The following is a 15,477-nucleotide window of genomic DNA, read 5'->3' on the forward strand; positions in this document are numbered from 1 at the left end:
AAAAACGCAATGGAGCGAGGAGGCAATTAAAATGGAAATTAAAAAGAAAGAAAACAGTACTGTCTTTTTTGACATTGTTTTAAAAAGAGAAGATATAAAGAACGCTGAAACTGAAGTGTATAAAAAAAATAAAAAGCACTTCCAACTTCCTGGATTTAGAAAGGGTCATGTTCCAAGAAAGATGATCGAAAACATGTATGGCAAAGATGTATTCTTCGAAGATGCTATTAATGAAATTCTTCCAAGTGAATATGAAAAAGCTGTTAAGGAATTAGACCTCAAAGTTGTTGACCAACCAAATATTGACATCGACGAAGAAAGTGCAAAAAAAGAAGAAGATTTAATTGTAAATGTATCTGTTAATGTTAAGCCAGAAGTTGAACTTAAAGACTACGAAGGAATAGAAATCGAAGATCCAACTCTTGAAGTAACTGATGAGCTTATTGATTCTGAAGTTGAAAATCAAAGAGCGATGAATGCTAGAATTATAAATGTTGATGATAGAGCAGTAGAAGATGGCGACACTGTAAACATTGATTTCAAGGGTTCAGCCGATGGAAATTATTTTGAAGGCGGAGAAGCTGAAAGCCAAGACCTTAAAATTGGTTCAAATACATTTATTCCAGGCTTTGAAGAACAATTAATTGGACACAAAATTGGAGAAGAATTTGACATTATTGTTAAATTTCCAGAAGATTATCATCAAAAGGATCTTGCAGGAAAAGATGCAAAATTTGAAATTAAATTAAATAGCATATCTTATGAAGAACTTCCAGAACTTGACGATGAATTTGTAAAAGACATTTCTGAATTTGACACTCTTGATGAATTTAAAGCTGACATTAGAAAGAAAAAAGAAGAAGAATTTAAAACAACTTCTGAGATGGAAAAGCAAAGAAGAGCAATTGACAAAATCGGAGAAATGGTAGATGTAGAAATTCCTGAAGCAATGATAAGTACTCAAATCGACGATATGATTAGAAACTATGACCAAAGTCTTAGAGCTCAAGGCATTAGCTTCGAAGATTATATTAAGATGATTGGTCAAACTCTTGAAGATTTCAAAAAGACAATGAGACCTGAAGCAGAAAAAACTGTAAAAAATGATCTTGCTATTGAAGCACTTGTTAGGGATTTAAACATTGAAATTACTGATGAAGAAATAGAAGAAGAAGTAAACAAAGTTGTAGAAGAATACTTTAAAGACGACAAGGAACACATGGAAAAAATGAGAGATTATATGCTAAATCAAAATAAGGAAGTTGTAAAAGACGACCTTCAAAAGAGAAAGGCAATTGATACTCTTGTTGAAAAAGTTAAATTTGTTGAACCTAAGGAAACTACTGAAGAAGAAATTAAAGAAGAAATTAAAGAAGACAAATAATTAAAGGACGTGATTAAATGGCATTAGTGCCAATGGTAGTAGAACAAACTAATAGAGGAGAAAGATCCTACGATATTTACTCAAGACTTTTAAAGGATAGAATTATATTTGCAAGTGGCGAAGTAAATGATGCAATGGCGGATCTAATTGTTGCTCAACTTTTATTTTTAGAATCTGAAGATCCAAATAAAGATATTCAACTTTATATTAATTCACCAGGAGGCTCTGTAAGTGCAGGATTTGCAATTTACGATACTATGAATTATATAAAGCCAGATGTATCTACGATTTGTATTGGAATGGCTGCATCTATGGGAGCATTTTTACTTGCATCAGGTGCAAAGGGAAAGAGGTTTGCTCTTCCCAACTCCGACATAATGATTCATCAACCTTCTGGCGGTGCGCAAGGTCAAGCTAGTGACATTCAAATTAATGCAGAAAAGATTTTAAAAATTAGAAAAAAGTTAAATGAAATTTTGGCTGAAAGAACTGGACAGGATCTTGAAAAAATCGAAAGAGATACAGATAGAGATTATTGGCTAACTTCTGAAGAAGCAAAAAAATATGGTTTAATCGACAAAGTTATAGAAAAAAGGGCTTGAGGTGAGATATGTCAAGTACAGATGAAATATTGAGATGTTCATTCTGTGGCAAAACGCAAAACCAAGTGAATAGATTAATCGCCGGACCTAATGTAAATATTTGTGATGAATGTATTGAGAGATGTCATCTAATTTTAGAGGAAGAAATTTCAAATACAATAGATAGAGAATTTGAACTTAAAAAACCTGCTGAAATCAAAAAGATTTTGGATCAGTATGTTATAAAGCAAGAGGATGCAAAGCGTGCTCTTGCAGTTGCAGTTTACAATCACTATAAGAGAATAGCTTCTTCTAAAAAAGTTAATCCAGATATTGAGCTTCAAAAGTCCAATATTCTCATGATTGGACCAACGGGTTCAGGTAAGACTTTACTTGCACAAACTCTTGCTAGACTTTTAAATGTTCCCTTTGCAATTGCCGATGCCACAACTCTAACTGAAGCTGGATATGTTGGTGAAGATGTTGAAAATATTATTTTAAAATTAATTCAAAATGCCGATTACGACATTGAAAGGGCGGAAAAGGGAATTATTTACATCGATGAGATAGATAAAATTGCCAGAAAATCTGAAAATGTATCTATAACAAGAGATGTAAGTGGAGAAGGTGTGCAGCAAGCACTTTTGAAGATTATAGAAGGAACAATTGCAAATGTTCCACCACAAGGTGGCAGAAAGCATCCTTCACAAGAGTTTATTCAAGTTGACACCACAGATATTTTATTCATAGTTGGTGGTGCCTTTGACGGAATTGACAAAATCATAGAAAACAGAACTGCTAAATCGTCCATGGGCTTCGGATCTGAACTTATAGACAAAGAAGCTAATAGAGAAAATATTTTAAAGAAAGTAGAAACTGAAGATTTGCTAAAGTTTGGACTTATACCAGAACTTATTGGCAGACTTCCTGTTACTATTACTCTTGAAGAATTAGACGAAGATGCCCTAGTTGAAATTTTGACTAAGCCAAAGAATGCTCTTGTAAAACAATACAAGGAGCTGCTAAAATTTGATGATGTTGAATTAATTTTTGACGACGAAGCCCTAAAATATATTGCAAAAAAAGCAATAGAGAAAAAGGCAGGGGCCAGAGGATTAAGAGGGGTTATCGAAGATACAATTATGAATGTGATGTACGAAATTCCTTCAAGAAATGACATCAAAGCAGTTAAAATAACTAAAGAGTCAGTGGAAGGTACAGCATCTGCTGAATTAATAAAAAAATAAATATATTTAGCCGTGGTTGCCACGGCTTTTTTAGAAGGTGAAAAATGAAAAAAATTAAATTACCACTTATTCCTCTTCGAAATTTAGTAATCTTTCCACACATGGTCATGCATTTCGATTGTGGCAGAAAAATTTCTGTAAATGCAATTGAAAGGTCGGAAATGCAAGATTCAAAAATTTTTTTGGTGGCACAAAGAGAATTAGAAGTAGAAGATCCAAAGAGAGAGGATCTCTTTGAAATTGGGACTGTGGCTACTATAAAACAAATTTTAAAATTGCCTGGCGGAGTTGTAAGGGTTTTAGTTGAAGGTGAAAAGAGAGCAAAAATATCTAGTTTAGATATTACAGAGGAAATTATAGAAGCGGAAATAGAAATTTTAGAAGAAGATGAAATTGACTACACTGAAGACGATAAAATTGAAGCAGCACTTCGCCTTGCATTAAATGATTTAGAAAGTTATGCCTCTCTCGATGAAAAATTCTTTCCAGGGATTCTTTCAAATATTGCAGACACAGATGATCCATCAAGATTTATTGACACAGTAGTAGGATATCTAAATTTCAAATTAGAAGATTATCAAAAACTACTTGAAACCACTGATATTTACGACAGACTTGTTGCTTTTCACGAGATAATGAAAAAGGAAATTGAAATTCTTTCCATCGAAAAAAATATCAACGATCAAGTTAAAAAGAAAATGGACGAAATCCAAAGGGAGTACTATCTAAAGGAACAGCTTCGTGTAATTCACAAAGAACTTGGCGATAGCGAAGACGAGGGAGAATTAACTGAAGTATATAAGAAAAAAATTGAAGAAAAAAAACTTCCTGAAGAAGTGAAGGAAAAAGCCCTTAGTGAATTAAAGAAACTTCGCAACTTAAATTCGCAGTCGCCTGATTATTCAATATTAATAAATTATCTGGACTGGATTTTAGATCTGCCTTGGATGGAAGGTGGGGGAGAAAAAGTAAAATTAAGTGATGCTAGGAAAGTTTTAAACGATGAGCACTATGGACTTGAAAATGTAAAAGAGAGAATTTTAGAATTTATCGCAGTTAGGATTTTATCCGGCGACAAAAGCAGAGGGCCAATACTTTGCCTTGTAGGACCTCCTGGAGTTGGAAAGACTTCTATTGCACAGTCCATTGCAAAATCGCTTAATAAAGAATTTGTTCGCATGAGTCTTGGGGGGATCACTGACGAAGCAGAAATTAGAGGGCACAGAAGAACTTATATTGGAGCACTCCCAGGTCGAATTATAAGTTTGATGAAAAAAGCTGGCAAAAATGATCCAGTATTTCTATTTGACGAGATAGATAAAATTGGCAATGACTTTAAGGGTGATCCTGCATCTGCACTCTTAGAAGTCCTTGATCCAGAGCAAAACAATACTTTTACAGATAGATATATGGAACTTCCCTTTGACCTATCTAATGTATTTTTTATCGCAACGGCAAATACAACTCAGACTATCCCGAGGCCGCTTCTCGATAGAATGGAATTAATTGAAATAGGCGGCTATACTCCAAATGAAAAATTAAATATTGCAAAAAAATATTTAGTTTCAAAACAAATTTCTGAAAATGGCTTAAAGAAAGAAAATATAAATATTTCTGAAAGGGCGTTAAAGGACATAATTGATTATTACACTCGTGAATCTGGAGTTAGAGGTCTTGAAAAACAAATTTCAAAAATCGTGAGAAAAGCCGCACTGAAAATTGTGGAAGAAAACTTAGAAAAAGTATCAGTATCTACGAAAAATATTTCGGATTTTCTCGGAGAAAAAATTTATTTAATAAATGAAAGAGAAAAAAATTCTGAAGTGGGTTCAGTAAACGGACTTGCATGGACAGAAGTAGGAGGGACTACTCTTGTAATAGAGGCTACAGTAATGCCAGGCAAGGGCAATCTAACTCTCACAGGTTCTCTTGGCGATGTAATGAAAGAATCTGCTATTGCTGCCATTTCACACATTGCATCTAATGCAGAGGAATTTAAACTTGATCCAAAATTTAGAAGTGAAAAGGACATTCACATTCACGTGCCAGAAGGAGCAGTACCAAAGGATGGACCTTCAGCAGGAATTACTATTGCCACATCAGTTTTATCTGCACTAACAAAAAGACCTGTTAGAAGTGATGTCGCCATGACTGGAGAAATTACACTTCGTGGCAAAGTCCTTCCAATAGGTGGTCTAAAAGAAAAACTTTTGGCAGCGGAAAGATATGGCGTTAATACAGTAATAATTCCATCTGAGAACAAGAGAGATCTAAGAGAAATCGAAGAAGCAGCAGTAGAAAGACTTAATATAAAAACTGTTTCAACTTTTAAAGAAGTTGCAGAAATTGCAATAGGTGATTTTAGTGAAGATAAGTAAAGCAGAATTAGAAAAAGTTGCCGTTTTAGAAAAACAATATCCAATTTCAAATCTTCCAGAATTTGCCTTTGCAGGAAGATCTAATGTAGGAAAATCCTCCTTTATAAACGCAATGTTGAACAGAAAAAATCTTGCGAGGACATCTTCCACACCGGGAAAAACTAGGACAATTAATTTTTACAAAGTAAATGAAGCACTTCGCCTTGTTGACCTGCCAGGTTATGGCTACGCAAAAGTTGCAAAGACAGAAAAAGAAAAGTGGGCAGGAATAATCAATAGATATTTAGAAAATAGAGAAAATCTTTTGGAGACAATTCTACTTGTAGACATTAGACATGAACCTACAAATTTAGATAAGCAAATGTATGACTACATTATTCATTCAGGATTTTCTGGAATAGTCATTGCAACGAAAAAAGATAAACTAAAAAGATCACAAGTAGATAAACAAATATCTCTTATTTCCAAAAAACTTGGAGTTGAACATAGGGAAAATATAATACCTTTCTCCTCATCAGAGAAAAAAGAAGTAAAGGACATGTGGTTTATATTTGAAGACATGATGAAGTTTCACGAAGACAAATAAAGGGCGAACTTAGTTGGCTTCCTATTTGTATTATAATAAAAAATTAAACTTTCACATAAATTTTAAATATTAATCATATACCTATGCTAAGATGTAACAAGTGGAGGAGATTATGAAAATTAGGAATAAAATAATTATAGTGGGACTTTCTTTACTAATGCTTCCAACTGCAGTTTTTGCAAAATCAGATAAAGAGATAGTAACTCTCGGAGCTGATTTAAGCGAGACTCAAAAAAGTGAAATGCTTCGTGAGATGAAGGCTGACGAAAATGCAAAGATTATCGAAGTTACAAATAAGGAAGAATACAAATATTTAGGGGACGTGCTTTCCTCAAAGGAAATTGGGAACAAGGCTATTTCTTCTGCAATTGTAAAATATAAAAAAGCAGGTAGTGGAATAAACATTGAGCTTTCAGACAATATTCGCATTGTAAGTGAAGCTGCATTTTTAAATGCACTTAATACAGTAGGAATTGAAGATGCAGATATTTATGTAACTGCACCAGGAAAAGTTAGCGGAACAGCAGCACTTACTGGAATTTTAAAATCCTATGAAGAAAATACTGGCAAGAAACTTCCTGAAGATTTGAAAAAAGTTGCAAATGAAGAATTAGTTGTGCAAAGTAAACTTTCTGAAGAACTTGGCGATAATAAGACTAACGATATTATATACGAAGTAAAAGACGCAATGGCAAAAAATATGCCAAAGGACGAAAAAGAAGTTAGAATTTTAATTGAAAATGTAGCTAATAAATACGATATTAACTTGACCAAAAATCAAGAGGACAAACTTGTAAATCTATTTAACAATATGAAAAATGCCGATGTGGACTGGAATAGAGTTGCTGACACTGCAGTAAAATACAAGGATAAGGCTTCAAAATTTTTAAATTCCCCCGAAGGAGAAAAGGCTGTAGAAAATACAAAAAACTTTTTAGAAAAGTTTATCGACTTTATAGTTTCACTTTTTAAATAATTAAGAAAGTTCACCTTAGGGTGAATTTTTTTGGCTCTATAATATCTGTTGGGGAGTAAAATCTCTAACAGATATTTTTATGTAAAAAAATTGCACTTATACGCATTTAGTCCTAAACTTAAAATAACAACAAACTTTGTTAGGAGGTGCATATAAGTGCAAAATAATAATAACACTAATTTGTTGGGTTTTAAAGATGTAATTTTTGATAGTTTTTGTGAGGATAAGGAATTTGTTCACATTCATGCTTCTGTTACAAAGATGGATACTTGTCCTCACTGTGGTTCTACAAAGATTTGGGTTCAGGATCATAGAATTCAAAAAAACCTTCCTACTAAACTTAGGAAATATTTTAAAAGAAGTAAAAGTTTACTCACGAAGCCTGCTGCTAAGTTAACTTCTGAACAGGCTAAGGAAGTTACTTTAATGCTTGATTTAAACAACGATTTGAAGTTAGCATATAGGTTAAAGGAACTGTTTTACCAATATGTTCTAAGTCAACCCAATAGAGTTAGAGCATCTAAATCTTTAAGGGAATGGATAAGAAGAGCTGAAGAATCTGATTTAAAAGAATTTAAATCTTGTATCACTGCTTTTAATAACTGGTTTGATGAGATATGTAATTCTTTTGATTATCCTTGGTCTAATGGTCCACTTGAAGGTACTCATACTAAGATAAAGACTTTAAAAAGAAATTGTTTTGGTATGAAAAATTTCAATTTGTTTAGGAAGAGAATCATGTTTGCTTGTAAGTAATGATATGAAAACGGGAAAATTTTGCAAAACTCCTAGGGGTTTTGTTTGCTATACCTATTTTTAGTAATTTTTTAGTTATTTTAGTTTTGATATTCTAATAGCGCCTAAGTATTGATTTTTTAATGGAAAGAGAGACTCGAATTAACGAGTCTCCCCAATATTTGACATAGAGCCAATAATATTTTATAAATCTTTAAAATTTACTTTTAAAACTTCTTCAAAAATATATGGATTTTTTCTTTCATATTCAATTTCTAAGTCTGCAATCAACTGTCTAAAAACTATACCTTCGTTATAATATTCTTCCTCAGAAACTCCTTTAAATAAATCCAATTCTACTGATAATAACCCACTGCTAGATGTTATTATACCTGATTTTCTTTCAAAAATAACATGTACATCTTTTGCATTTCTAGTTTCTATATCGTCATAATAGGCTTTACTTTTATCATTTTCTAAAATTGTAAAAAGTTTAAATTGCATATCTTCTTCTTTTATATTTTTACATTGAGAAATATTAAAAACTATACATTCATAATAAGCTTTAGTAAAATTTTCAAAACTAACCTCTACTACATCTAGCTTATTTTTTAAATATTTAATCATTTCATCTTGAGTTTTTACACCTATATTAACAAATCTTTTAAACTTTTTTTACTTTCTTCATATCTCATAAAATTTTATTCAACTCAATTAATTTATTTTTGCTAATACAGGAGTCATATATGCGGATTGCCAACCAGATTTTAGGTTGTATCCCTTTAAATCCTCTATTATAACTCTAGCTTCTTTTTGATTATATGGGATTTTTACATTTGCTATCTTTACAGAACCAATCTTTTTTGCCGGATTTACTCTAACACTTCCTGAGCCTATGGTTGCGAATTTTTTTATAATTTAAAGCCTGTCCATTATCTACAGTTATACTTGAAAATTTCCAATTACTATATGTGCCAGTCCCACCCCAATACAAGTATACTTCACATTCTCTTGTTGTCCCATTTCTAATTACTCTTCCATAAAAATCTTTTAAATGTTTATTTATCTACTGCTATAATAACATTAATTATTATTTTTTCAAACGATAAAGTCCATATAATTGTGTAAAAAGTAAAAAGGTCATATAAGTCCCTTTTTGGTACAATATATTAAATAAACAACATACAAAGGAGGACAAATATGACCCAAGTACATTTTACGCTAAATCAAGAAGATATACAAAACATAATTAATGAATCAGTAGAAGATGAATTGAGCAAGAATATACTCACTAAAGTCTTTAATGAGCTAATGGAAATGCAAAGAGATCAATATATAGGTGTAGGAGAATATGAAAGAGGAGAACAAAGAAGGAGCCAAAGAAATGGATATTACCAAAGAGATTATACTACCCAAGTAGGAACTTTAAACTTGAATGTACCTAGAACAAGAGATGGCAAATTTTCAACAGATCTTTTTGAAAGATACCAAAGAAATGAAAAAGCCCTTATCGCTAGTATGCTAGAAATGTACATCCAAGGAGTCTCTACAAGAAAAGTATCAAAAGTAATAGAAAATCACAAAGTAGTATCAAAAGCATGTCATATAGCAATAGGAATAAATGAAGAAGGTAAAAGAGAAATAATAGGACTAAGTTTAAGCGAGAGTAAGAGTTTAACAACATGGAATAACTTCTTTGAATATTTAATAAATAGAGGCTTATAGGGCTTAAAATGGTAATATCAGATGCTCATAAAGGATTAGTATCAGCTATAAAAGAAAGCTTCTTAAACGTAAGTTGGCAAAGATGCCAAGTTCATTTTATACGAAATATATTAAACAAAACACCAAAGAAAAACACTAAAGAATTCAGAGAAGATTTAAAAGCACTATTTAAAATCACGGATATAAACTTAGCAAGAAAAATGAAAGAAGAAATATTTAATAAGTATGAAGAGGATAAGAAATATCAAAAAAGCTTAGAAACATTAGATGAAGGATTTGAAGATTCCTTTGCTTACTTAAACGAAGAACAAATTCACTCAAGGATAAGAACAACAAATAGTCTAGAAAGATTAAACGAGGAAATAAGAAGACGAGAAAAAGTAATAAGAATATTTCCTAATGAAAGATCAGCAATAAGGCTAATAGGAGCTATATTAATCGATATAAATGAGGAGTGGATAACTACTCAAAAAAGTTACATTAAATTTTAGGTACTTATCATTTGCCTTAAAAGATTGTAAATACTAAAAAGAACCTGTCAAGGTACGCTTTGCTTTACCCCTTGACAGAACCTTTTAAGTATTTATTTGAAAATTAAGACAAATGATAGAAATAAATATTGTACTAGATTAATTTACACAATATTATGGACTTGACAAAAAAATCCGGAAAACCGGATTTAATTAAAATTTATTGTAGTGAACTTTTGGAGAAATATCAAATTCTTCGTGATTTTTTGTGCCTGATTTTTTGTATCCCATTGGTATTAAACATTGTGCTCTATATGGTTTTTTAACGCCAAAGTTTTCAGCAAAATATTCTTCGTAAGAAATTTTTTCGGCAGTGTTACCTTCTTTTACATTGATCCATGAAGATGAAATTCCTTCTTCTTCAAGTAAAAGCTGAAGATAAGCAGCTGTAAGAGAAGCTTCTTCTACCCAAGTTTTGCAAATTTCTGTGTTTGCGATAACTATTACGATTGTTGGAGCTTCTTTTAGATATAAAGTTGCGAAGGAATCCATTTGAGATAATTCTTCTATTTTATCTTTGTCGTCGACAATTATAAATTCAACGGGATGAGAGTTTCCGTTGCTTGGTCCCATGGATGCGTACATCAAAAGTTCTTCCAATTTTTTTCTGTCAATTTCTTTATCTTTATATTTTCTAACTGTTCGTCTTTTTAAAATTATATCTTTTAACAAAATATCACCTCAACTACATTCTACCATAAAAAGCACATAAAGTAATCTGTGCAAATATATTCATAATAATTTTTAATTTTAAAAATATTCATCTAAATATCAATACTAAATGTCTTTAATAAACAAAAATATTCTCTGAAAATATTTTCACAAAAGCTTGACAAAAATAATTAAGTAAAGTATAATACAAGAGAAGTGAAAACTTCATCATCTTTTTTCTTCCCTTAGAGAACAGTTATCTAATTACATAATCTGTTCTCTTTTATTTTGTAAATTTTTAATTAAATTTTAAAATTCATTTTATAATTTTAATAACGCAAATTCTTTAATAGCCACTACATAAAGTATAAATTTAGCTTATATTTCAATAATATTACAATATATATTCTTTGTAACAGAAATTTAAAATAGAATCTCTTTCAAAAAGACATTATTAAGTTATAATAATATTGAAGGTGATAAAAATGAAGATTTTTAAAAAGACTTCATTGATCATTATCTCCACAACATTGATTTTAACAAGCACTGTATTTGCAAAATCCTTTAGAGACACGAGAGGTCATTGGGCGGAATCATCTATTGATTTTATAACAGACAAGGGAATAATGTCGGGTTACAATGATAATACATTTAAACCTAACGATAATATGACGAGAGTTGAGTTTTATGCTGCAGTTAATAATTTAATTGGCTATGATAAAACTTATACAGTTACCTTTTCTGATGTAAGCACTTCTGACTGGTATTATGGCGATGTAGCTAAGGGCATAAAAGCAGGATACATTGTTCCAACTACGGGAAAGCTAAATCCAGAGAGGGAAATTACAAGGGAAGAAGTTGCAGAAATTCTCGGTTACGTTTATTCGCTACAACAAAGGGTAAGTGCAACTAATGAATTTGGAGACAGAGGGAAGATTGCTGAGTCGGCAAGAGGTTATGTTGGTGCTTTAGTCGAAGCAGGAATACTTAGAGGTTATTCTGATGGAAATTTCTATCCGACAAGATCAATTAGGAGATCGGAAGTGGCGACACTTTTTAGGTCGATGATTTCTAATTACAATTATCCACAAAAAAAAGCTATAAATAATAGTAAAATTAAATTTGGAAGCAGAGATCTCTACGAATAAGGCAGGCGACTGTCTTATTTTTTTGCAAAAAGAAAAAAACTCGTGCAGATATAACATATCATTACAAATATACATCAGTTGCAAATCACATTTAAGATTAAAGAGTAGGAAGTTAATAGAAAGATTAAATGAAGAAATTAGAAGAAGAGAAAAGTAATCAGAGTCTTTCTAAGTATAAAATCACCAAACAGATTAATAGAAGCTATCCTAATAGATAAACATTAAAAATATATAAAATATACAAAAGTTATTCTCTTGTATGCTAAAATATTCTAATTTCTAAAAAAGGTAGTAAGAAAAATAAGTAAAACTTTGTACTATGAGTTTTACACAAAAATTTGGAGTTGACAGTTTCTTCATTTTTATTTTAAATTGAAAATTAAAGTAAAAAAAAGGTATAATTTTATATTATAAACAATAAATTATTTTTATTTACAAATTATTTTAAAAGGAGATATGAAAATGGATATTTCAAAAAGCGCTTTAATATTAATAGATTTACAAAATGGAGTAACAGCTGTTGAATTGAATCCCCACAAGGCAATACAGATTATTGAAAAGGCTAATCACTTAATAAATAAGTTTAGAGAGGAAAATGGGTTTATAGTTTTTGTTAGAACTGCTTTTATTGACAATAAAGATATCTTACCTGCAGATAAAAAATTACGATCCCTATCAGATGTAAAAGAAAGTTTTGATCAAATTGATAATAGATTAAGTATTAGACAAAATGATTATATTGTTACAAAAAGAGGATTTAGTGCATTTTTTGGTACTGATTTAGATTTGGAATTAAGACGTCATGGTATAGAAAATCTTGTATTTGCTGGAGTTTCTACACATATAGGCATTGATACATCGGCTAAAGACGGCTATCAACTAAACTACAATATATACTTTATAGAAGATGCAATATCTGCACCAAAAGAAAAACAGCATGAATTTATAGTAAAGGAAATATTTCCATTATATGGTAAAGTTATAAAAACAGAAGATTTAATATTAGATTAAAAAATAAAAAATGGAATACAAAAAATAAATTAGAAATATTAAGTGTAAAAAACTATTGCAGCACCCCAATAAATTTTAACGTAGACTAGGAGGAAAGCTTTTTCTGATTATTAAAAGATGTATAAGAGTCTGTAATAGTTTTGCGTGGTTCTGTGAAAAGTTTTGTGTATCAGCTCTCCTTATTAGGTTGAGCTGATATTTTCTACTTAATATATTCTTTGCAATTGGTTTAAAGTTATTTTTAGTTTAAAATAAACTAAATTAAAGTATTTTAATTATAAATTTCTAAAATAATTTAAAAGTATTTCTGATATTTCTTTGTCGTAATTTTTTAATACTTTTAATTTTTTATACATGTCAAAGCCGCCAGCACCTGTGGCTCTATAATTATTCATGACAATAGAAAATTTATCTTCATCTTCTATTTCTCTTTTTTTAAAATAAATTTTTCCAATTTTGTTTCCACTTTCTTTTTTCAGATTTAATTCAAAGCTTATGCCATAGAAAAAGTCGAAATTATAATGTTCTTCCTTTGGCTCTAAAAATATTTTGGCAATTTTGTATTCTCCATCGTACTCTATATAAGTGTAGTTTTGTTCAAGAGCCTTGCGAAGAGTTTTGCCGTCAATTTCAAGGACAATTGCAGTGTTCGGAAATCTATAAGTGTTTAGAACATCTCTTGTAGTTAAATTTTTCTTTAAGCCTGATACTACATTGGCAAAGGATGTAATTGAAATATCTGAAGATGTGTATTCTCTTTGAATTTTATTTATTAAATCAGCTAAGGCGGAACCTTCTGTTGCCATTTTTATTTTGTCTTCTGGAAGGTAATCGCGTGATAATTTTGCAATGGGCATGTCTAAATAGTCTTGAACTTTTTCTTCAATGCTTTCATATTTTTTTATTAAATAATTTTCTTCTAGCTTTGGTTTGATAAAGGAAGCTGAAATTTTTTTATCTTCTGTGTCTATTTCTATAACAGCTGCTTTTGTTCCATTTGCAGGAGTTTCTATTGCAAAGGTATTTTCTATCTTGCCAGATAGTTCCATGTGTTGATGTCCAGCTAAGATTAAATCATAGTCCAGTTTTTTTGCAATTTTCCCGCCTACATTTTCATTGGTATCGGAAAGCTTCTCGCCAGTTTTTAAATCAATTTCGTAGCCACCATGATAAATTAAAATGTTAAAATCTGTTTTTTCTTCTTTTAATTTATTTAAAGTTTCTTTTGCAGTTTCAAAGGAATCTTTTATTTCAAAATTTTCTAAATTTTCTTTTCTTTCCCAAAGATTTACCCAGTCTGTTACAATTCCTACTATGCCAATTTTAAATCCCTTAATTTCTTTTATTGCATAATTAGCTAAATTTATTTCGCCACTTTTGTCTATAACATTGGCACAAAGTAATTTTCCACGCATATTTTTTGTGTAATTTTTTAAATAATCGTAGCCATAATTAAAATCATGGTTGCCAAGAGTGTAGTAATCTACATTTTGCATCATATCTGCTAAAATTTCTGAGTTCATAAATTCTTTTACATAATATGCAAAGGATGAGCCTTGGAGAGTGTCGCCGCCATCAGTTAAAATTGTGAACTCATCTTTTTTTATATTGTTTAAAAGAGAGAGATAGCCAATAGCTTTTCTCTCTCTATCTAAGTAATCTGTGGGGAAAAAATATCCATGTAAATCCGATGTGTGAACTATTTTTATTTTCATTTTTCACCTACTAATTTTGCTCTAATTTTTGTTGAGAAAAATTCTATAAATAACACTAGGATTATTAATCCTAATAAAATTGCACCAACTTCACGCCATTTGTAGGAATTTATTGCAAACATGAGAGGAGAGCCAATTCCACCTGCGCCGACAAGTCCTAAGACTGCTGCATCTCTTAAATTTATGTCGAAACGATAAATTGTAGTGGAAGCAAAGTTTGCCCACAGTTGAGGAATTATTCCAAAGCGGATTTTTTGGAAAGTAGTTGCTCCAATTGAGGAAAAGGACTCTAATATGGACTTATTTAAATTCATTATATTGTCGGAAAATAATTTTGTGAGCATGCCAATGGAGGTGAAGCTCATAGTCATAAGCCCTGCAAAGGGACCAGGACCTGTAACTCTAATAAACATAAGACCATAGACTATGGAAGGTATTGTTCTTATTAAAATTATAAGGAGTCTAACTACATAGGCGATTGGTGCTGCAACAATATTTGATGATGCTAAAAAGCTAAGAGGAATGGAAATTATTGAACCCACAAGTGTGCCTAAGAAAGCGATACATATTGTTTCTAATAAAAGGTAGGGTACGCCCTTTTTTGTCAAGCTAAAGAGCATTTCTTTATTGGGATTTAAAATTCCCTTTATAATATTTTTTGCAACATTTATTCCTTCATCAGTTGCAGATTCAAAATTAATTACAGATGAGGACCAAATTACCATGAACAAAACTATGGCAACTATTAAAAAAATGTAGCCGTGATTTTTCGGTTCTGATTTTAGTTTTTGTATTACTTTTTCTGACATA

At 30.9% G+C, this 15,477-nt stretch carries 13 protein-coding genes and 2 pseudogenes; 11 read left to right on the forward strand and 4 right to left on the reverse strand.

Features of this window, described 5'->3' with window-relative positions; genetic code table 11:
• The first annotated feature begins 31 nt into the window (after positions 1-31).
• From tig to BIV18_RS07250, 7 genes are all read left to right on the forward strand, one after another.
• Positions 32-1,384: a trigger factor gene (gene tig, locus BIV18_RS07220; protein WP_075659960.1), complete on the forward strand. Its 1,353-nt coding sequence runs from the start codon at positions 32-34 to the stop codon at positions 1,382-1,384.
• A 17-nt stretch (positions 1,385-1,401) separates the two neighbouring features.
• Positions 1,402-1,986: an ATP-dependent Clp endopeptidase proteolytic subunit ClpP gene (clpP, locus tag BIV18_RS07225; RefSeq protein ID WP_075659961.1), complete on the forward strand. Its 585-nt coding sequence runs from the start codon at positions 1,402-1,404 to the stop codon at positions 1,984-1,986.
• 8 nt (positions 1,987-1,994) lie between these two features.
• Positions 1,995-3,212 carry an ATP-dependent Clp protease ATP-binding subunit ClpX gene (gene clpX / locus BIV18_RS07230; RefSeq protein ID WP_075659962.1) on the forward strand — a complete coding sequence of 406 codons (1,218 nt, stop codon included), beginning with the start codon at positions 1,995-1,997 and terminating at the stop codon, positions 3,210-3,212.
• A 44-nt stretch (positions 3,213-3,256) separates the two neighbouring features.
• Positions 3,257-5,590: an endopeptidase La gene (lon, locus tag BIV18_RS07235; protein ID WP_075659963.1), complete on the forward strand. Its 2,334-nt coding sequence runs from the start codon at positions 3,257-3,259 to the stop codon at positions 5,588-5,590.
• Positions 5,577-6,176: a ribosome biogenesis GTP-binding protein YihA/YsxC gene (gene yihA / locus BIV18_RS07240; protein ID WP_075659964.1), complete on the forward strand. Its 600-nt coding sequence runs from the start codon at positions 5,577-5,579 to the stop codon at positions 6,174-6,176. The genes lon and yihA overlap by 14 nt, the downstream gene beginning before the upstream one ends.
• A gap of 112 nt (positions 6,177-6,288) precedes the next feature.
• On the forward strand, positions 6,289-7,152 hold the full coding sequence (locus tag BIV18_RS07245) for a DUF1002 domain-containing protein (protein WP_075659965.1): 864 nt from the start codon (positions 6,289-6,291) through the stop codon (positions 7,150-7,152).
• Positions 7,153-7,308: 156 nt separating this feature from the next.
• Positions 7,309-7,908, forward strand: coding sequence for a transposase (locus tag BIV18_RS07250; protein ID WP_075659966.1), 600 nt, complete (start codon positions 7,309-7,311; stop codon positions 7,906-7,908).
• 183 nt (positions 7,909-8,091) lie between these two features.
• Here BIV18_RS07250 and BIV18_RS07255 read toward each other — a convergent pair whose 3' ends face one another.
• Entirely contained in the window at positions 8,092-8,514 is a 423-nt protein-coding gene (locus tag BIV18_RS07255; protein WP_075659967.1) for a hypothetical protein, read from the reverse strand.
• A gap of 573 nt (positions 8,515-9,087) precedes the next feature.
• Here BIV18_RS07255 and BIV18_RS07260 point away from each other — a divergent pair.
• Positions 9,088-10,103 (forward strand): annotated as a pseudogene (locus BIV18_RS07260) (IS256 family transposase).
• 192 nt (positions 10,104-10,295) lie between these two features.
• Here the strand turns inward: BIV18_RS07260 and BIV18_RS07265 are convergent.
• Positions 10,296-10,814 carry a nitroreductase family protein gene (locus BIV18_RS07265; protein WP_075659968.1) on the reverse strand — a complete coding sequence of 173 codons (519 nt, stop codon included), beginning with the start codon at positions 10,812-10,814 and terminating at the stop codon, positions 10,296-10,298.
• Between the two features lie 464 nt (positions 10,815-11,278).
• Here BIV18_RS07265 and BIV18_RS07270 point away from each other — a divergent pair, with 464 nt between their 5' ends.
• The 3 genes and pseudogenes from BIV18_RS07270 to BIV18_RS07275 all read left to right on the forward strand — a co-directional run bounded on the left by BIV18_RS07270 (position 11,279) and on the right by BIV18_RS07275 (position 12,952).
• Positions 11,279-11,941, forward strand: a complete 663-nt coding sequence (locus BIV18_RS07270; RefSeq protein ID WP_083635554.1) for an S-layer homology domain-containing protein — start codon at positions 11,279-11,281, stop codon at positions 11,939-11,941.
• 85 nt (positions 11,942-12,026) lie between these two features.
• A pseudogene (locus BIV18_RS11010) lies at positions 12,027-12,166 on the forward strand (transposase); the annotation flags it as partial.
• A gap of 237 nt (positions 12,167-12,403) precedes the next feature.
• Positions 12,404-12,952: a cysteine hydrolase family protein gene (locus BIV18_RS07275; protein ID WP_075659969.1), complete on the forward strand. Its 549-nt coding sequence runs from the start codon at positions 12,404-12,406 to the stop codon at positions 12,950-12,952.
• A gap of 275 nt (positions 12,953-13,227) precedes the next feature.
• On the opposite strand, the gene BIV18_RS07280 is transcribed toward BIV18_RS07275, so the two are convergent.
• Positions 13,228-14,667, reverse strand: a complete 1,440-nt coding sequence (locus BIV18_RS07280; RefSeq protein ID WP_075659970.1) for a bifunctional metallophosphatase/5'-nucleotidase — start codon at positions 14,665-14,667, stop codon at positions 13,228-13,230.
• Positions 14,664-15,476, reverse strand: a complete 813-nt coding sequence (gene phnE, locus BIV18_RS07285) for a phosphonate ABC transporter, permease protein PhnE (RefSeq protein ID WP_075659971.1) — start codon at positions 15,474-15,476, stop codon at positions 14,664-14,666. The genes BIV18_RS07280 and phnE overlap by 4 nt, the downstream gene beginning before the upstream one ends.
• Between the last annotated feature and the right edge of the window lies 1 nt (position 15,477).

The organism is Peptoniphilus grossensis, assembly GCF_001940285.1.
GTDB classification, from domain to species: domain Bacteria; phylum Bacillota; class Clostridia; order Tissierellales; family Peptoniphilaceae; genus Peptoniphilus_A; species Peptoniphilus_A faecalis.

What these genes read in the sequence shown, in the direction of transcription:
- tig (WP_075659960.1), top strand. Translation starts at nt 32, where the DNA reads ATGGAAATTAAAAAGAAAGAAAACAGTACTGTCTTTTTTGACATTGTT.
- clpP (WP_075659961.1), top strand. Translation starts at nt 1,402, where the DNA reads ATGGCATTAGTGCCAATGGTAGTAGAACAAACTAATAGAGGAGAAAGA.
- clpX (WP_075659962.1), top strand. Translation starts at nt 1,995, where the DNA reads ATGTCAAGTACAGATGAAATATTGAGATGTTCATTCTGTGGCAAAACG.
- lon (WP_075659963.1), top strand. Translation starts at nt 3,257, where the DNA reads ATGAAAAAAATTAAATTACCACTTATTCCTCTTCGAAATTTAGTAATC.
- BIV18_RS07245 (WP_075659965.1), top strand. Translation starts at nt 6,289, where the DNA reads ATGAAAATTAGGAATAAAATAATTATAGTGGGACTTTCTTTACTAATG.
- BIV18_RS07255 (WP_075659967.1), bottom strand. Translation starts at nt 8,514, where the DNA reads ATGATTAAATATTTAAAAAATAAGCTAGATGTAGTAGAGGTTAGTTTT.
- BIV18_RS07270 (WP_083635554.1), top strand. Translation starts at nt 11,279, where the DNA reads ATGAAGATTTTTAAAAAGACTTCATTGATCATTATCTCCACAACATTG.
- BIV18_RS07275 (WP_075659969.1), top strand. Translation starts at nt 12,404, where the DNA reads ATGGATATTTCAAAAAGCGCTTTAATATTAATAGATTTACAAAATGGA.
- BIV18_RS07280 (WP_075659970.1), bottom strand. Translation starts at nt 14,667, where the DNA reads ATGAAAATAAAAATAGTTCACACATCGGATTTACATGGATATTTTTTC.
- phnE (WP_075659971.1), bottom strand. Translation starts at nt 15,476, where the DNA reads ATGTCAGAAAAAGTAATACAAAAACTAAAATCAGAACCGAAAAATCAC.